This window comes from Streptomyces sp. NPDC054932 (assembly GCF_053610205.1).
The window spans coordinates 1-18,880 of the sequence record NZ_JBSGXU010000161.1; the positions used below are offsets into that span (position 1 = coordinate 1).

At 75.7% G+C, this 18,880-nt stretch carries 9 protein-coding genes; 3 read left to right on the plus strand and 6 right to left on the minus strand.

The genetic code is table 11. The features are described 5' to 3' along the window. Nucleotides 1-18: 18 nt before the first annotated feature. The 5 genes from ACWGE1_RS31490 to ACWGE1_RS31510 are packed head-to-tail and all read right to left on the minus strand — an operon-like array spanning nt 19 to nt 13,958. On the minus strand, nt 19-1,191 hold the full coding sequence (locus tag ACWGE1_RS31490) for a glycosyltransferase (protein WP_453423860.1): 1,173 nt from the start codon (nt 1,189-1,191) through the stop codon (nt 19-21). A gap of 2 nt (nt 1,192-1,193) precedes the next feature. Next, the gene (locus ACWGE1_RS31495; protein WP_453423852.1) at nt 1,194-2,048 is read right to left on the minus strand and encodes an alpha/beta fold hydrolase; all 855 of its coding nucleotides are present in this window, start codon (nt 2,046-2,048) and stop codon (nt 1,194-1,196) included. Between the two features lie 7 nt (nt 2,049-2,055). After that, nucleotides 2,056-2,382 carry an acyl carrier protein gene (locus tag ACWGE1_RS31500; protein ID WP_453423853.1) on the minus strand — a complete coding sequence of 109 codons (327 nt, stop codon included), beginning with the start codon at nt 2,380-2,382 and terminating at the stop codon, nt 2,056-2,058. Beyond that, entirely contained in the window at nt 2,372-7,066 is a 4,695-nt protein-coding gene (locus ACWGE1_RS31505) for a beta-ketoacyl synthase N-terminal-like domain-containing protein (protein WP_453423854.1), read from the minus strand. Before ACWGE1_RS31505 ends, ACWGE1_RS31500 begins: the two co-directional genes overlap by 11 nt. Beyond that, entirely contained in the window at nt 7,059-13,958 is a 6,900-nt protein-coding gene (locus tag ACWGE1_RS31510) for an SDR family NAD(P)-dependent oxidoreductase (RefSeq protein ID WP_453423855.1), read from the minus strand. Before ACWGE1_RS31510 ends, ACWGE1_RS31505 begins: the two co-directional genes overlap by 8 nt. A 546-nt stretch (nt 13,959-14,504) precedes the next feature. Between ACWGE1_RS31510 and ACWGE1_RS31515 the strand changes: the two genes are divergently transcribed. The 3 genes from ACWGE1_RS31515 (at nt 14,505) to ACWGE1_RS31525 (ending at nt 18,057) form a co-directional block, all read left to right on the plus strand. Next, nucleotides 14,505-15,398, plus strand: coding sequence for a LysR family transcriptional regulator (locus ACWGE1_RS31515; protein WP_453423856.1), 894 nt, complete (start codon nt 14,505-14,507; stop codon nt 15,396-15,398). Between the two features lie 88 nt (nt 15,399-15,486). Beyond that, a complete protein-coding gene (locus ACWGE1_RS31520) occupies nt 15,487-16,713 on the plus strand; it encodes a putative Ig domain-containing protein (RefSeq protein WP_453423857.1) in 1,227 nt (408 codons plus the stop codon). Nucleotides 16,714-16,797: 84 nt separating this feature from the next. After that, the gene (locus tag ACWGE1_RS31525) at nt 16,798-18,057 is read left to right on the plus strand and encodes a cytochrome P450 family protein (RefSeq protein ID WP_453423858.1); all 1,260 of its coding nucleotides are present in this window, start codon (nt 16,798-16,800) and stop codon (nt 18,055-18,057) included. Here the strand turns inward: ACWGE1_RS31525 and ACWGE1_RS31530 are convergent. Further along, complete coding sequence (locus ACWGE1_RS31530; RefSeq protein WP_453423859.1) at nt 18,054-18,473, minus strand: hypothetical protein; 420 nt, start codon at nt 18,471-18,473, stop codon at nt 18,054-18,056. The genes ACWGE1_RS31525 and ACWGE1_RS31530 overlap by 4 nt on opposite strands. Between the last annotated feature and the right edge of the window lie 407 nt (nt 18,474-18,880).

Consider the following 18,880-nt stretch of genomic DNA (forward strand, 5'->3'; position numbering starts at 1 on the left):
GGGAGCGCGGGGGTGGCGTCATAGCTGTTTCTCCACCCGGTGGCCGGCGGCGCCGGCCCCGCCCGCCGCGGCTAATGAGGCCTGTATCCGCCGGGCGGCCCGGCGGGGGCCGGGGTCGTCCAGCACGGCCGTGAGCGCGTCGCGCAGTTCCTCGGCCCGCGTCCTGCCGAACCGCACCCGGATGCCGGCTCCGGCCAGGGCCACCTGCTGGGCCACGATCGGCTGGTCGTCCCGGATCGGGGCGACGACCAGCGGCAGCCCGTGCGCGAGGGCCTCGCAGACGGTGTTGTGGCCGGCGTGGCAGACCACCGCGTCCAGGTGCGGCAGCAGCGCCGGCTGCGGGACGCTCTCCTGGAGCAGGACGTGGTCCGGTACGGCCCCGAGCAGGGCCGGGGGAGCGGCCAGGACGAACTGGACCTCCCCGGCGAGGCGTTCGGCGGCGCCCAGCACCGCGCCGTAGAAGCGGGCCCCGGCGGCCTGGTTGAGGGTGCCCAGGGACACCAGCACCCGCCGCCGCGCCGGGTCCAGCCGCTGCCACGGAAACCCGGACGCCGAGGGCCGGGCCCCGAAGGCAGGGCCCACGAACGCGTAGTGCGGCGGGAAGTCCAGGTCCGCTCCCACGAGTTCGGGGGTCGAGAAGACCAGCACCAGCCGCTCCGAGAACCGCGGGTCCCAGCACGTGCCGCCCTGCGGATCCGGCCCCGCGCCGAATTCCGCGAGCAGCCCCGAGATCTGCCCGGCCACCCACTCCCCGACCTTCGGGAAGTCCGCGAACGGCCGGGTCAGCTCGGCCGAGGTGCTGGCGGAGGTCACCCACGGGACGCCGAGCCGCCGGGCCACCAGGGGCCCGGCCAGGGCCTGCTGGTCGGCGACCAGAACGTCCGGTCCGAAGGTGCGGACGGCCCGGGTCACCCCCGGCACCATCGCCCGGGCCAGCGGTACCAGCGCTTCCTCCCACAGGAACCGCAGCGCACCGACCCCGCGCAGGTCACGCCAGCGTTCGTGCAGCTCCGTGTACCCGCCGCCCAGCTCCTCCCCGGCGGGCAGGATCCGGGACCGGGCGGGCAGCAGCCGGGCCAGGGCCGGGGCCGGACCGGTCCAGGCGACCTCGTGGCCCCGGGCGGCCAGTTCGGCCCCGACGGCCACGGTCGGATTGACGTGCCCCGCCAGCGGCGGCACGGTGAACAGCACCTTCACGGGACCAGCGCTCCCACCCGCGGCCGCGCCGCCGCCATGGCCGCCGCCGACGCCGCCGGGTCGGCCGTCGCGTCGAGATGGGCGAGCACGGTCTCCCGCAGGACCCCGCTGCTCTCCTTCAGGACGTCGTGCCCCAGGCCCGGCAGGATCCGCAGCTCACCGTACGGCGCGTGCAGCGCCAACTCTCGCCCGCCAGGAAGCAGTTCGGAGTGCTCGCCGCAGACGATCAGGACCGGGCAGCGCAGCCGGGCGTAGTCCGCCGGGGTGAAGGTGCGGCTCGCCGCGATGTCGTCGATGAGCGTGGTGCGGTTCAGGAGGGCGTCGGCGATGGCCGTCAGGTTGGCGGCCTTGCGCAGGCGCAGGGTGAGCAGCTCGGTGGGGACCGTGCTGTCCTCCAGGCCGAGCGCGGCGGCCGACAGGGTGTCCACCATGTTCTCCACCCAGGTCCCGCTGAGCGGGGGTTCGAGCAGGGTGAGCCCGGTGACGAGGTCGGGCCGGGCCAGGGCGGCGTGCAGGGCGAGGGTCCCGCCGTAGCTGTTGCCGACCAGATGGACCGGGCGCTGTCCGAGGTCCAGCGCGCCGAGCAGGGCGAAGAGGTCCCGTACGGCGGTGCGGCTGTCGTATCCGGACCCGGGGCGCTCGGTGCGGCCGTGGCCGCGCAGGTCGTAGAGGACCGCCTCGTGGCCGGACCGGGCCACCGGCACCGCCAGGGGGCAGTAGAAGGAGGAGAGGTTGTCGACGACCAGCCCGTGCAGGAACACCACGACGGGCCGGTCGGGGGCGTCGGCACCGGCGGTGGCCGGGAGCCGCTGGACGTGGAAGCGCAGGGAGCCCGCGCGGACGAAGGCCATGGCGGGCTCAGCCGGCCGACGCGGGGGCGGCGGAGCTGCCGGCCGCGACCCGGGCCAGCGAGGTGTGGGTGATCCGGCCGATGTGGACGACGAGCTCGCCGACGGACATGGCCAGGATGGCGTCCATGTCCTTCTCGGCGAGGAAGCCCATCAGGTCCACGTCGGCGCCGTAGCGATGATGGAGCAGCTCGGCGAGGGCGACGAACTCGATGCTCTCCAGGGCGAGATCCTCGTTGAACGTCGTCTTCATCGTGACCTCCTCCGCGAGCAGGTACTCGTCGCCGACGATCTCCACGAGCATGCCGGTGATCTCGGCGAGGATGTCAGTTGCCATGACGGGCCTCCGTGAGGGGAAAGGGGACGGGAGAGGGCGCCGCGAGGTGGGCGGTCCAGGCGACGACGTGATCGGGCGGGCTGTCCGTGGTGCGGTCGGCGGGCGTCCCGCCGGTGAGCGCGCTGCCGGTGAGGTGGCTGCCGCCGGTGAGGGCGGTGGTGCGGACCGGGTACGGATCCCCCTCGGGGGAGGTCACGAGCAGGGCACCGCAATCCCCGTCCCCGTCCCCGGCCACCCGCCACTCCCGCGGCCGGCCGCCCAGCCCGCCCCCGGCCGCCTTGGCCGCGGCCTCCTTGGCACACCACAGGGCGGTGAGCGCCCCGGCCAGGCCGGTACCGCCGTGGGCGGCCAGCCGTTCGGCGAGGCGGAGTTCGCCCGCCCCGAGGGCGATCCGGATCAGCGCGTCCGGATCCCGGGTCACCTGCTCCACATCGATCCCGACGGGCCGGGCGGGATGGGCGAGGGCGACCGCGATCCGGTCCTTGTGGGCGATCGACAGCCGGAAGCCGCGGGTCAGCGGTGACTCGGCCACCGGCCTCCCGTCCGGGTCGTTGCCGACGGGCACCTCCACGGGGAACACCGGCCCGGCCCCGCCGTCCCACAGCAGCTGCCGCAGTGCGTCCTTGGCCGCGATCCGGCCCAGCAGCCAGGGCGCCCGGGCGCGCGGCGACAGCCGCTCGTAGGCCGCCCGCTCGGCGGCGCCGAGGTAGCGGCGCATCACCAGTTCCTGCGAGGCGGGATCGTTCCAGCGGCGCCGGGCCAGGCACCAGCCCTCGGGCCGCGGTTCGCCGATCCCGCACACCTCCGGGGTGAACTTCATCGGCCAGACCCGCTCGTCGGCGCCGAAGCGGCGGTACGTCCACCCCTCGATCCGGGCCCACACCCCGCCGCCCGCGCCGCGCAGCTCGATGTCCCCGCGCACGGTGACGTCCTGCACCGCGCGGATCCGCGCCGTGGCCGTGATCAGTTCCCGGGGGGCCGGCGGCGGCCCGTAGAACCGGACGCGGTCCACGGTGGCCGGGAACACCAGCCGGTCCACCGGGAGCCGCAGCTGCATCCAGTGCCCGAAGAGCTGCCCGGCGGCGTCGAGCAGCGCACCCGGGTCGGGCAGTGCGCGCAGGACCCCGTGGATGCCGTCCGAGCCGACGGAGCGCACCTCGTGGACCCCGGCGAAGCGCGGGCCGTGGAACATCCACCGGTCCCGGTACAGGGCCGCCGCGCTGACGGGGGCGGGTGCGGGGTCGCGCAGCGGTGTGCCGTCGGGCGCGGGCGGCTCCCCGTACCGGTCGCCGAGCAGCACGACCACCGAGGCGTACTCCCCGAGCGTGACGCGCATCCGGCCGGGCCCGTCCGCGCGGACGGCGACCTCGACGTCGACGGCCGGCTCGACCGCGAGCCACCGCAGGGCCCGTACGTCCTCGTAGCCGATGACGGCGAGGCCCGGCGGAGCGTGCCGCCGGGCGGCCCCGGCGGCCAGCTCCAGCATGGTGGTCATGGGCACGACGGGGAACCGGTCGGAGTCCTCCGGCCAGCCGTCGGGCTGGAGGTACACGCAGTGGTCCCGTACGCAGGGGAGTGCGGCCAGGGACAACCGCAGTGTGTGGTGGGCCGGGTCCGGAGTCGGGTCCGGGGCAGTGGACGGGACCGTTGCTTCCGGGGCCCGCTTCGACCAGGCCTCGGTGACGGCCCGGGCGGCCGAGCCGGCGTCGGCCAGCACCGCGTCCAGGGCGGACAGCAGCACCGGCCGGGGCCCGCCGGGGCCCGCGGGCGCCGGATGATCCGCGACCGGCTCCCGGCTCCGGGCCGGTGTCAGGAGGCCGGCCAGGGCGGCCCGGGCCGGCTCGCCGAGCCGGACCAGCGGGGACCCGAGATCGAGTGGCACACCGCGCCCGGGAGAGCCCACCGGGACCGGCCCGGCCGCCACACCGGCCCCGGCCCCGGCATCGGCCCCGGCTCCGGCAACGGCCCTGGCATCGGCCCCGGCCCCGGCCCCGGCTCCGGCTCCGGCATCGGCCCTGGCATCGGCCCCGGCCCCGCCCCCGGTCTCGGAGCCGGTCAGCCGGTCCCACCGGGGGACGTACCCCTCGGCCCAGAGCGCGGCGCAGGTACGGCCGAGCGCCGCCAGGCCCGCCAGCCGCGGGGAGGAAGTGGAGACCGACAGGTGGGGACGCTCGCGCAGGGTGTCCTCGACGAAGCCCGGCAGACCGCCCGGGCCCAGCGTGACGAAGCTGCGCACGCCCTCGTCCTCGTACAGCCGCAGCGTCAGCTCGCGGAAGCGGACCGGCTCCAGCAGGTGCCGGACGACCAGGTCCCGTACGTCCTGCGGCGCGGCCGGGAACGGCGCGCACGTGGTGGCCGACCACACCGGGAGGGAACCGGGCCGCAGGGGCAGCCGGTCGAAGGCGGCGCGGACCTGCCCGAGGTACGGCTCCCACATCGGAGTGTGGAAGCCCGAACGGAACGGCAGTTCCTGACCGAGCACCCCTTCGCCGCGCAACCGCCGTACGACCGTGTCCACCTGCTGCGGATCCCCGCAGATCACCGACTGGTGCGGGCAGTTGTCGTGGCTGACCACCACCCGGTCCAGGCCGTGCAGGGCGGCCTCCGCCCGCGCCGCGCCGCAGCCCAGCGCCGCGTACACGAGGTCCGGGACCAGCAGGTCGCCGGGCCGCAGCGAGCCGAGGAAGGTGTCGGCCGCCTCCTGCGGATACATTCCGGCGGCCACCATCGCCGCCCACTCGCCCAGGCTGTGGCCCGCCAGCACATCGGCCCCGATGCCCAGCCCGGCCAGGGCGCGGGCGAAGAAGCGGCCCGTCGCGATCGCGTCGAGGGCGCGTTCCACGAGCGACGCGCCGCGGGTGAGCCGGGGCACCGCCAGCCCGAGCCGGTCGGCCACGTCGTCCACCACGGGCGCGAACTCCGGCTCCAGGCCGGGGAACAGGAACGCCACCCGGCCGCCCAGCGGCTCCGGCGTGAACCACACGTCCCCGCGCCCCCTCCACGGCCTGCCGCGCGCCACCACCTTCGCGGCCAGCGCGAGCCGCTGGGGCGTGGGCCCGACCACCGCGACCCGGCAGGGCCCGTCACCGCCGGACACCGGGGCGGCGACCGCCAGCCGGGCCGACAGCTGCGCGGGCGTGTCCGCACCGATCAGGAGTACGCCGCCCCCCGCGGCCGGCCCCACCGGCGCGGCCGGGCCTCCCAGCGGCAGGAACCGCCGCACGGCCGCCACCGGGCGCGCGGCCGACGGGGCCTCCTCCAGGACCACATGCGCGTTGATCCCGCCGAAGCCGAACGCGTCGACCCCGGCCCGGCGCGGCTGCGGCCCGCGCTCCCACGGCTCCGCCGCGCTCACCGGCCGCATCCTGGTCCGGGCCAGGTCCGGGTGCGGCTCCTCGAGGTGCAGCGTCGGCGGCAGCACCCCCTCGTGCACCGCGAGCGCCGCCTTGATCAGCCCGGCCATGCCCGAGGCCTGCATGGTGTGCCCGAGCATTGATTTCACCGAGCCGAAGCCGATCCCGGGCGACCCCGCCCCGGACGCCGGGCCGAACACCTGGGCCAGGGTGTCCAGTTCGGCCGCGTCCCCCACCGGGGTGCCCGTACCGTGCGCCTCCAGCAGCCCCAGCGCGCCCGGCGCCCGCGGATCCAGGCCGGCCTCCCGCCAGGCCCGCTCCAGGGCCTGCACCTGGCCCGCGACCAGCGGGCTCATCAGGCTCGCCGCCCGGCCGTCCCCGGCCACGCCCGTGCCGCGGATCACCGCGTACACGCGGTCGCCGTCGCGCTCCGCGTCCGCCAGCCGCTTCAGCAGCACCACCCCGGTGCCCTCGGACAGCAGGGTCCCGTCGGCCCTGCGGTCGAAGGGCCGGATCCGCTCGCTCGGGCTGAGCGCCCGGAGCTGCGTGAACACGCTCCACAACGTCGCGATGTGGCAGTGGTGGACCGCCCCCGCGACCACCGCGTCGCAGCGCCCGGCGGCCAGCAGCCCCACCGCCTGGTCCACCGCCAGCAGGGAGGAGGCGCAGGCCGCGTCCAGGGTGTAGGCGGGACCGCGGAGGTCCAGCCGGTTCGCGGTCCGGGCGGCGGTGAAACTGGGCACGAGCCCGATCGAGGCGTCAGGCCGCTCCGGACCCAGCGCCTCCTGGAACGCGGAGCGCACCTCGGCGATCCGCCGCTCGCCCAGCTCCGGCGCCAGCTCCCGCAGCGTCTGCGCCAACTGGTGTGCAGTGCGCACCCGTTGGTCGAGCCGGGCGGTCGCCACCCCCATGAACCCGCCGCGCCCCAGCACCACCCCGATCCGCGACCTGTCGGCGGGCAGCCGGGCCTCGCCGCCCGCATCGGCGATCGCCTCGGCCGTCGCGTGCAGGGCCAGCATCTGGTCCGGCTCGGCCCCCTCCACGGCGGCCGGCATGATCCCGAACCGGGTCGGGTCGAAAGCGGCGAGACCGTCGACGAAGCCGCCGCGCCGGCAGTAGAACCGGTCGCCCGCCACCGGTCCGGTGGCACCCTGCGGGTCGTAGTACACCTCGGGATCCCAGCGCCCCGGCGGAACCTCGCCGATGGAGTCGGTACCGGCGAGGAGATTGCGCCGGTACGCGGCCAGATCGGCGGCTCCGGGGAACACCGCGCCCATCCCGACGATCGCGGCATCGGTCGGGCGGGGGCCGCGCCGCTGTCCGTCACGCATCGCCCCGGCCCTCCTCCGCCATCAGGACCACCTGGACGTCACTGCCGTGCGCAAGCTCGTCCAGGAACGCGGCGGTACCCGCCTCCGGCGCGATGAGCGGGATCCCGCGCCGGGCGTACGCACGCTCCAGCTCGGGCGTGACCATCCCGCCCGCCTCCGCCGCCCAGGGGCCCCAGTCGACGGACAGCACCCGGCCCGGGAAGGACTCCGCCCAGGTGTGCGCCAGGCCGTCGAGGGCGTCGTTGGCCGCGGCGTAGTCGCACTGACCGCGGTTGCCGTACACCCCGGCGACGCTGCCGAACAGCGCCAGGAACCGGGGCGCGGGCCAGGTCCCGTGCTCTGCGGCCGCGGCCGCCAGGTGGCGCGCCCCGGTCACCTTGGTGGTGAACACCTCGGTGAAGTCGGCCGGTTGCTTGTCGCGCAGCAGCCCGTCCCGCAGCACCCCGGCACCGTGCACGATGCCGTCCAGCCGGCCGTGGCGCTCCCGTACGCCGGCCACGACGGCCCGAACGGCCCGCTCGTCGGTGACGTCCGCGCAGTGGTAGCGGACGGAGGCCGCCGCCGTGGCGAGGGCGGCGAGGGTGGCCCGTACCTCGCGCCCGGCGAGGATGCGCGAGGCCGCTGCCTCGATCTCCGCGGGCGTACGCAGCCCTGAGGCGATCAGCGCTGCGCGCAGCGCGACCCGGTCCTGCGCCTGCGTGAACGCGTCCGCGCCGGGGGCCGGTTCGGGGGTGCGTCCGATGAGCTCGACGTGGCATCCGGTGGCGCGGGCCAGCGCGAGCGCGGTGCGGGCGGTGATCCCGCGGGCCCCGCCGGTGAGGAGGACCACCGAGTCCGGGTCGAGGAGGGCGGGGCGGGGGCGGGGGCCGCCGGGGGCGGTGTCCAGGGGCGCGGGCACCGGGTGGCGGGCTGCCCGGGATCCGTCGGGGGCGTAGCCGACGGAGGCGGGGTCGGCGGTGCCGTTGTTGCTTCCGCTTCCGCCGCTGCTCAGTTCGGCGACGAGCTGCGCCGCGATGCGCTCCGGGTCCTCCTTGGGGTGGACGTCCACGGCCCGGACCAGCGCGCCGGGGAATTCGAGGGCGGCGCTGCGGGCGAAACCGTGCAGACCGGCGCCCGGGGTGCCGGGCGCGGTGACGAGCAGCAGCCGCGGGGTGCCCGACGTCAGGGCCCGGCGCAGCCCCGGGAAGGCCTCGGGCAGTACGGGCTCGGCGGTGGTCCGCAGTGCGGAGAGGTCGACGAGGCCGTCGAAGCCCGCCGCGGCCGCGGGGAGGACCGCGGGCTCGGCGCCGTGGCGCTCCAGGGCCGCGCCGAGGGCGGGCGCGATGCCCTGGCCGTCCTCGACGACCCCGATCCGCAGGCCGCGCAGGGACTCGGGGTCACCGGAGGCCGCCGGTACGGGCAGCAGCTCCACCCGGAGCCGACTCAGTGGGGGCGCCGGTGCCACGGGTCCCGGATCCGGGGCGGGGCCGCCGGGCGTGCGGGAGGTGACCCAGTCGACGATCCCGCGGAGGGTCTTGATCCGGGACAGCTCCTCGACGGCGGACTCGGCGGAGCCGCCGGGGTCCTGGGGGAGGCCGATCCGGTCGGCGAGGGCCCCGATGATCTCCACCCGCTTGATGGAGTCGATCGAGAGGTCCGCCTCCAGGTCCAGCGCGGGGTCGAGCATGTCCCGGGGGTATCCGGTCCGGGTGTGGACGATCTCCAGGACGACGTCCATGACCTGCTCGGCGGTGCGGGGCGTGGGCCGTGCGGGGGCCGGACCGCCCGGGGCGGTTGCGACGGGGCCGGGCGCGCGCCGGGGCGTCTCCTCGGGCGCCGAACGTGGCGAGGGGTCGGAGGGTGCGGCGGCAGTGCGTTCGGCGCCCTGCGGGGATCGCCCCGACACACTCCCGGCCCCGTCGGAACGGCTCCGGCCGTCATGGCGGGGCGGCTGCGGGGGCACGGCGCCCAGATAGCTCAGCAGGACGTCCCGCTGGGCCTCGACCAGCGCGTGGGCACCCCGCAGGTACTCCAGCACCGCCTCCTCCCGGCGGTCCGTGCGGGGGACTGCTGTGGTCGTGTTGGTCCTGGCTGTGCCTGCCGCCAGGGCTGCGTCTCCTGTCGGAGTCGTGCCTGCTGTCGGAGTCGTGCCTGCCACGGGCACCCGGCGGGCCGGGCGCAGGCCGCCCGTCAGCGGTGCGCCGTCCGCCGTGCGGACCAGGTGGCCGTCCACCAGCCAGCCCGGGCGTCGCGGGGCGCGGTCCGGGAGGCGGGAGGTCCGGCCGCGGAACAGCGCCTCCGGCGCCACCGGCACGCCCGCCGCCATGAGTTCGGCCACAGCCGTGACCAGCCGGACCAGGCCGTGCTCGCCCGGCACGTCCAGCGGGACCACCGTGTGCGGTCGGCCGGACAGGATCCGGCCGAGCAGGCCGGAGAGGACCCGGCCGGGGCCCGTCTCCACGAACGTCCGGACACCGGCCGCGTACATGGCCTCCACCTGCTCCACGAACCGGACCGGCTCCGCGACCTGGCGCGCGGCAAGGCTGCGTACCTCATCGGCGGACCCCGGATACGGGCCGGCCGTCGTGTTCGACCAGACGGGGACGGCCGGGGCGGACACCGCCGTCGCCGTCAGCTCCGCGGCGAGGGCGTCCGCCGCCCCCGCCACCACCTCGCTGTGGAACGCGCAGGCCACGGGCAGGAGTTCGGCCGTGAAGCCCGCCTCGCGCAGGGCCGTCACCGCTGTGGCGACGGCCTCCGTCGGGCCCGAGATCGCGCACTGCCGGGGTGCGTTGTGGTTCGCCACCACGCATCCGGCGCGGGCCGCGATCTCCCGCACCTCCTGCGGAGCCGCCGACACCGCGGCCATCGACCCCGGGTCCGCGCCCGCGGCCGCCAGGATCGCCCCGGCCCGGCGGGCACTCAGCCGCAGCAGGCTCTGCGTGTCGTAGGCCCCCGCCGCCCACAGCGCGGTGAGCTCCCCGTACGAGTGCCCGGCCACGCAGTCGGGCCGTACGCCGAGCTCGCCGAGCAGCAGGTGCGCCGCCGCCCCGGCCAGGCCCAGGGCCGGTTGCGCCACCCGGGTGTCGGTGACCGCCGCCCGCTGCGCCGCCCGCCCCTCGGCGGTGAACGCCGCCGGCGGGAACATCGCCGACACCACCGGCGCAGGGGCCGCATCCAGCAGTCCGCGAAGGGCCGGGAACGTCATGAACAACTCGCCCAGCATGCCCGGCCGCTGGCTGCCCTGACCGGGGAACAGGAAGGCGGTCCGGCCCGGCTCCGCCGCCTCCTCCCGTACGAGGACCCCCGCGCCCGGGGCGAAGGCGCGGGCCTGCTCCAGCCGGTCCGCCAGCTCGTCCGGACCGGCGGCGACGACCGTCACCACGACCGTGTCGTGGGCCGCCGCGGACCAGGCCGTGGCGGTCTCCGCCGCGAGGTCCCGCAGGGTCCAGGGCCGCCCGGCCGCGTCGTTCTCCTCCAGCCGGGCCGCCAGCCGGGCCATCGCCCGGCCCGCCGCCCGCCGGTCCTCCCCGCGGAAGCAGAACAGCTCCGCCGGCCACTCCTCCAGTCCGTGCCGGGGCTCCGCCGATCCGTCGTAACCGGTGAGCACCGCGTGGTAGTTGGTGCCGCCGAAGCCGAAGGCGCTGACCCCGGCGATCCGCCGCGCCGCGGGCACCGCCCAGGGGCGGGCCTCGCTGTCGAAGGAGAACGGGCTGGTCTGCGCCTGCCAGGCCGGATTGGGCGTGTCGATGTGCAGGGTCGGCGGCCGCACACCGGCGTGGACCGCCCGGGCCGCCTTGATCAGTCCGGCCAGGCCGGCCGCACACTTGGTGTGGCCGAGCTGCGATTTCACGGACCCCAGCGCGCAGGCCCCGGGCTCGGCCCCGGACGCGGTGAACAGGGCGTTCAGCACGGCCAGTTCGGTGCTGTCCCCGACGACCGTGCCGGTGCCGTGCGCCTCGATCAGACCCACCTCGCCCGGGGAGATGCCGGCGCGCTCGTAGGCCCGCTCAAGGGCCCGCCGCTGTCCTTCCGGCCGGGGCGCGGTCAGGCCGAGGGACCGGCCGTCGCTGGCGGCGCCGACCGCCTTGATCACGGCGTACACGCGGTCGCCGTCCCGCTCCGCGTCCGCGAGCCGCTTCAGGACGAGCGCACCCACGCCCTCGCCGAGCGCGATCCCGTCGGCGGCGGCGTCGAAGGGCCGGCAGCGGCCCGCGGGCGACAGGGCGCGGACGGAGGCGAACATCAGGTAGTCGTTGATGCCGTTGTGCACATCGGCGCCCCCGCACAGCACCATGTCGCTGTCGTGGTCGCGCAGTTGGCGGCAGGCGAGGTCCAGGGCGGCGAGCGAGGAGGCGCAGGCGGCGTCGACCGTGCAGTTCGCGCCGCCCAGGTCGAGACGGTTGGCGACCCGCCCGGCGATGACGTTGGCGAGGATCCCGGGGAAGGAGTCCTCGGTCAGGCGGGGCAGCTGCTCGTCCAGCTCGGCCGGGAGATCGCCCAGGTAGGCGGGGTGCAGGGCGCGCAGCCCGTACGCGCCCGCCAGTTCGGTGCCGGCCTCCGCGCCGAAGACCACCGAGGTCCGGGAGCGGTCGAAGGCGCGGTCCTGGCCGTAGCCCGCGTCGGCCAGGGCCCGTGCCGAGATCTCCAGGGCCAGCAGCTGCACCGGCTCGATCCCGGCGAGGGAGGCGGGCGGGATGCCGTGCGCGAGGGCGTCGAAGGGCACGGGGCCGAGGAAGCCGCCCCAGCGGGACGGGGTGCGCTCACCGGCCCGGGCCGGGTCGGCGTCGTAGTAGAGCGCCGGGTCCCAGCGCTCGGCCGGTACTTCGGTGACGGCGTCCCTCCCGGCGAGGACCATCGCCCAGTAGGCGGCGAGGTCCGGGGCTCCCGGGTAGGCGCAGGCCATCCCGACGACGGCGATGTCGAGCGGCTCGGCGGGCTTAGGGGCCCGCTCCGTCGAGGGGCCGGTGCCGGCGAGTTCGCGGGCCCGCCGCTCCAGCAGGGCGGTGGCCCCGTCGGTGACCTGGGCGTGCAGGGCGGCGATCGTGGTGGTGCCCGTGCGCAGGGTGGCGGCCTGCCCCAGCATGAACAGTCCGTCGGTCTCCTGCTGTTCCTCGGGAACGGACTCCGGCGCGCCCCCGTCGGCGCCTCTGCGCAGGCCCTTGCTGGCGATCCGCAGCCGCCCCAGGTTCAGCCGCTCCAGCTCCTCCCACATCGTGCGCGGCTCGACGCCGCTGTCCGCGAGCCGCCGCCGGGTCGCCTCGAAGGTCCCGGCGTACGGGGTGGCCGCGCACCGGGTGGCATGGCCGGGCGTGGTGCGCAGGAGTACGGTCTGCGCGCATTCCACCGCCGCCCGCTGGAAGCCCGGCAGGATCGCGCCCGCCGCCACGGCCTCCTCGGTGAACAGGTACGCGGTGCCCATCAGGACCCCGATCCGCGCGCCCCGGGCGGCCAGCGGGGCGGCGGCCGCCACCGCCATGGCGGCGGAGCGTTCGTCATGGATCCCGCCCGCGAACAGCACGTCCAGGTCCTGTGGTTCGGGACAGGCGAGCAGCCGCTCGATCTGCTCCTCCCACAGCGGGAAGGAGGCGCGCGGCCCGACGTGTCCGCCGCACTCCAGTCCTTCGAAGACGAACCGCCGTGCCCCTTCGGCGAGGTACCGCTCCAGCAGGCCGGGCGAGGGCACGTGCAGATGGGTGCGGATCCCGGCCGCCTCCAGCGGGGCCGCCTGCGCCGGGGTGCCGCCCGCGATGATCGCGTACGGCGGAGCGGCCGCGGTCACGGCCGCCAGTTGCTCCTGCCGCAGTCCGGGCGGGGCGAAGCCGAGCAGCCCCACGCCCCAGGGGAGGTCCCCGAGCCGCTCGGCGGTCTGCGCCAGCAGCCGTCGTACGTCGGGGCCCTCCATCACGGCGAGCGCCAGGTACGGGACCCCGCCCGCGGCGGCCACCGCCGCGGCGAAGGCCGCCCGGTCGCTCACCCGGGTCATCGGACCCTGCGCGACGGAGAACGGCCGGGTGAGGGGCCGGGACCGCACCGCCTCCTCCAGGTGCCCGGTGACGGCCGCCCGTACGGCCTGCAGGATGCCGCCGGTGGTCCGGTACCGCGCGGCCAGCCGGGCCGCCGAGGCGCCGTCCTGCCCGACGGGCAGCAGCTGCGTCCGCAGGTCGCGGGCGCCGAGCAGGGTGTGTGCGGGCCCCTCGGGCGGGGTCAGGTCGGGGCGCGCGAACACCCGGTGTCCGTCGGTGATGCGGGTCTCGGAGCCGTCCATCGCCCGGAGGGCGGCGCAGGTCCGCTCGGGGAGTGCGGACTCGGCCTCGGTGGTCAGGGCCAGCTGTGCGTCGAGCAGCACCCCGGCGGCCCCGCCCGCGACGGCCGCGGCCGCCGTGTGCGGCCCGATCCCGCCGCAGGCCCGTACGGGTACGCGGATCCCGGGGTCGCCGAGGAGCTGCTGGAGCAGTACGAAGGTGGTGGCCGCCCCCACCCGGCCGCCGGCCTCGTGGCCCTTGGCGACGAGCGCGTCGGCCCCGGCGGCGACGGCGGTCCCGGCCTCGGCCGCGCCGGTGACCTCGGCCCACACGCGGGGGCTGCCGGCCGCGGCGGCCCATGCGGCCATCCGTTCGGGGGTGTGCGAGGCGGGGTCGGCGAGCAGCACGGTGTCCACCGCGGCGGGCAGTTCCCCGGGCCCGAGCGGGCAGTCGGCGGGCACCCGCACCCCGTACCGGGCGCCGTCGAGCCGGCGGCCCAGCTCCGCGAGGCCGCGTCGTGCGGCGCCGGGGTCCCGGCCGAGGTCGAGCAGTCCGAGGGACCCGGCGCGTTCGGCGGCGGTCACGACGGCCGGGTGGGGCTCCTCGAAGGGGCTGACCGCGACGACCAGGTCACGGGTGGCGGCAGGGTGCGGGTGCTGGGGGGTCACGGGCGCTCCTCTTCCAATGCTGTGTGACATGGCGCAATGCAGGACGGAAGAACGGACGAACGGCGGCCAACGGATGAACGGATGAACGGACGAACGGGGGAGCCGACGAGCCGTGCAACGGCAGTGCGGGCAGGGCGGAGGAGCGGGGGAGCGTGGCGGTCACACCTACCGGGCCGGGACACCCACCGCGGGTACGGCGGGCTTGAACCGTGGTCAAACACCCGCATGCCGCGATGCATCGTGCGGTGGCCACCCTGCACTGTCAACAGCCATGCGGAATACGATGCTTCGCCCCGGCGGCGCCCGCGGACCACCCGGAATCCCACCCGGGCGGACCCACGACACGCCCCGGCCGAGCCGGTGGCCTGCGGTGTTCTCCGCCGGGCCGGGCCGCCCCCGCCGCGCGGGCCGGCGTACCGCGTCCTCGCGGGCATGCCGCAGCGGCATGCCTAGCCGCCGACCGGGCATGAGCGTCACGCCGGACCCGGCCAGTTGTTCACCCGACGAGCCCTTACAGGTACAGCCTCACGCGGTTACCGTCCGGTCATGACCCCCACCCTCGCCCAGCTCCGCTACCTCGTCGCCGTCGCCGACTGCCGGTCCATCACCGGGGCGGCGGCCTCGGTGTTCGTCGCGCAGTCCGCGCTGTCCCGTGCCGTCCAGGCCATGGAGCGCGACCTCGGCGTCGAGCTCCTGGCCCGCCGGGGAAGGGGGGTGGACCTCACGCCGGAGGGGGCCCGGGTCGTCCGGCTGGCCCGTACCGTGCTCAATGCGGTGGAGGCCATCGACGACATCGGGACCCCGCACGGCAAGGACACCCGGGCCGTCCTGACCCTCGTCACCACGCCCACCCTCGCCCTCGACCTGGCCACCGACCTGATCGCGGCCTTCACCGGACGGCACCCGACCGTCGACGTCCGGCTCCAGCAGCACGGCAGCAGGGAGGCGCTCGTCGAGGCGCTGAAACAGGGGCGCTCCGAGCTGGCACTGGTCGACCTGCCCGTCGACAAGGAACTCTCCACCCACTTCATCCAGGAGCGCGAAGTGGTGCTGATCTCGCCCCTCGGCTCCCGGCTGCCCCACCCGATGCCCCTGCGCATGCTCGACGGGCTGCCGATGGTGCTGCCCACGCCGGGGACGGGCCGGCGCACCGAGATGGAGGCCATGTTCAGCTGCCTCGGGGTGCGGCCCGTCCCCACCCTGGAGGTCGACGAACGCCTCGCCTGGGTGACGGGTGTGACGGACGGCCGCGGCTCGCTCATCTGGTACCGCGATGTGGTGCTGAGGGCGTTCGGCAGCCGCGCCGAGATCCGCTCCTTCATGCCGCCGCTGCTCCGCCCGGTGGGCATCGCCCACGCCCGGCGGCCGCTGAGCCGGGCGGCCCGCGCGTTCATCTCGCAGGCCGGGCACAAGGCGCCCGTGCGGGAGCCGGTGCGCTGACCGGACATGCCCCCGCGGCATTGAACGATGCTCGAACGGGAGGGGATTGGGCCTGGCACGCCAACTGATGTCGCATCACATTGTGCGCATGTCCCGACTCCTGACACCCCCACGGGCCGCCGCCCTCGCGACCGCGGCCCTCGCCACGATCCTGCCCGCCCTCACCTGGATGACCGGCGCCACCGCTACCGCCGCCCCGGCCGCGCCCCCGGCTCCGGAGAAGAAGTGCACCCTGCCCGGCGGCCTCGCCGAGCTCAGCGGCCTCGCCATGAGCCGCAAGCACCCCGGGGTCTTCTACGCAGTCAACGACAGCGGCAACACCAACCAGGTCTTCGCCGTCGACTGCGCCGGCGCCACCGGCCGGCTCCTGGCCACCTTCACCGTCTCCGGCGTCGGCAACACCGACTGGGAGGGCCTGGCGCTCGGCAAGGACGCGGACGGCGGCCCCGCGATCCTGGTCGGCGACATCGGGGACAACTTCAGCGGGCGCGGGGAGATCACCGTGCACCGATTCGCCGAGCCCGATCAGCTGACGAGCGCCACGGTCACCCCCGTGACCCACCGCTTCTCCTACGCGGACGGCAGGCACGACGCCGAGTCCCTGCTCGCCGACCCCGTCACCGGCCGGCTCTACGTCGCCAGCAAGGTCGTAGGAGCCGCCGGCCGCCTGTACCAGGCCCCGCTGCCGCCCGTGGCCGGGCAGGTCAACACCCTCACCGAGGTCCGGCCCGGCCCCGTCTTCGCCACCGACGGCGCCTTCTCGCCGTCGGGCGCCTCGTACACCCTGCGCAGTGGTGGTCCGCTGGGCGCCAATACGGCCTCCGTGTACGACACCGCCGGGGTCAAGCTCGCGGACGTCGCCCTCCCGGCCCAGTCGCAGGGGGAGACGGTGACGTACGCCGACTGCGCGAACCTGCTCGTCGGATCGGAGAACGACACCCAGATCTGGCGGGTGCCGCTGCCCCCGGAGGCCACCCCGGGCTGCGGTACCACCCCGACCCCGACGCCGACCCCCACGCCCACCCCGACTCCCACTCCGACGCCCACCCCCGGTGGTCTGGGGTTCACCGACCCCGGACCGCAGACGTGCAGGTTCAACCAGTCCTGCACCGTGCAGCTCACCACCACCGGCGCGAAGCCCCCCGTCCGGTACGCCGCCACCGGCCTGCCCTGGGGGCTGACCCTCGACGGGGCCTCCGGGCGGATCACCGGCAAGCCCTGGGGGAGCGGAGCGTTCCAGGTCACCGCCACCGCGAGCGATGCCACCGGAGCCACCGCGGGCACCACCTTCACCCTGACCCTCAACTGGTTCTGAGACGGGACGGGGACGGGCTTGTCCAACCCGCCCCCGAGGCCGCACTGTTGACCGAGTTCAGTCCATCAGGTCAGGAGAATCGGCTTGTCGTCCCACAACTCGCCCGTCCCGCAGGGCACGGGCACCCCGCACGTGATCGACCCCGCCGGCGGATGCCCGCACGCCCTCAACGCCCGGCTGCGTGCCGAGCACGGCGCGGTGGCGGAGGTCGTGCTCCCCGGCGGGGTGCCCGGAGCGGTCGTCCTGGGGCACGACGCGCTGAAGGAGTTCCTCGCCCACCCCGAAGTGGCGAAGGGCGCCCGGCACTTCCCGGCCCTGAACGACGGCACGATCCCCGCGGACTGGCCGCTGCGGGTCTTCGCCAACGCGCAGGGCATGCACACCGCGGACGACGGCGACCATCGCCGCCTGCGCGGCCTGGTGGGCAAGGCCTTCACCGTCCGTCAGGTGGAGCGGCTGAGGCCGCGCATCGAGGAGCTCACCACCGAACTCCTCGACGACCTCGGACGGGCCGCGGCCGAATCCCCCGACGGGACCGCCGATCTCTACACGCACTTCGCCCTGCCGCTGCCGATGAACGTCATCTGCGAGCTGCTCGGCGTGGACCCCGAGCACCGGGGCCGCCTGCACCACCTGACCAACCGGGTGGTCATCGCGACCGACATCACGCCGACCGAGAAGATGGCCGCCCTCCAGGAGCTGATGGCCCTGACCGGAACGATCGCGGCCGCCCGGGCCGCGGACCCCGGCGAGGACCTCACCAGTGCCCTGATAGCCGCCCGCGAGAACGACGGGGACCGGCTCACCGAGGTCGAACTCATCGGCACGATGCGGCTGATGCTCGTCGCCGGCCACGAGACCACCCTGAACCTCGTCATCAACGCCGTCCGCGCGCTGTGCGCCCACCGCGACCAGCTCGCGCTCGTCCTGGACGCCAAGGCCACCTGGTCGGACGTGGTGGACGAGAGCCTGCGCTGGGACACCCCGGTCAGCTGGTTCCCCTTCCGCTACCCCACCCGCGACCTGACCGTCGACGGAACCGTGATCCCGCAGGGCACACCGGTGCTGGCCGGCTACAGCGCGGCGGGCCGTGACGAGGCCTTCCACGGCCCGGACGCCGACCGCTTCGACATCACCCGCCCCACGGCCGCCCGCAGCCTCGCCTTCGGTCACGGTGCCCACTACTGCATCGGGGCCCCGCTCGCCCGACTGGAGGCCACGATCGCCCTGGAGCGGCTCTTCACCCGCTTCCCCGACCTCGACCTCGCGCTCCCGGAGGCCGAACTCCCGTACCAGCGCAGCTTCATCAGCAACAACGTCCAGTCCCTGCCGGTCCGGCTCTAGAGTTTGGCGATGTCCTTGTGGACCACTTCGGACCCGTGGTAGGCAGCCAGGCGCACCTTGAGCTGATGGCCCTTCGGTGCCTCGATGATCAGATCGGGCCGCTCCAGCAGGTTGCCACCGCGGCACGGAGGCTCGGTGTTGATGGCGGTCCAGCCGTCCACGGGGTCGTCCGGGTCGTTCCACTCCACCCAGACGCAGTCGCGCTCGCCGGCGTGGGCCTCCACCGAGAGGATCCTGACCGAGTTCACGGCGCCGTCGACGTGCTCGTAGACCACGGCCGCGGAACTGAGGTGGAAGCCGGCACCGGCCTGCAGGTTGACCGTGCTGGCCGTGGGAGTGGCCGCCGCCGGAGCGGCTGCTCCCGCCAGGGTCACGGCCACCACCGCGACGCCGGCGGACAGGGCAGAAATGCGCATGATCCGTCTCCACGAAGTTGGGTTGAGGAAATCGCCTGCACCGTAGCCCGCGGGTGGACGTGCGCTCCGGCGATCGGTCGTGCGGGACCGGAATCGAACCTCACTGCCGCGCCCTCCCGAGCGCATCCAGGAGGCGGCTTCCGGGCCGATGGGATGCCTTCCGGTGTGGCCCGTGCCCGGTGGCATCCGGCGGCGGAACCGCCGCTGCGGGAGTTGGCCGGTATGCGCGGGGCGGACCGTCACGCCGGGTCCGGGCGGGGTCCCGGACGGCCGGACACGCGGTCGGCAGCCCCGGGAGCCTGCAGGACGACGCTCCGGGACGACGTCGCACGTTCATGCGGCGCGAGCGTCCGGACCCGGTCCGGACATAACCGGAGAGCGCCTCGACCCCGTGGGCTGAGGACCCC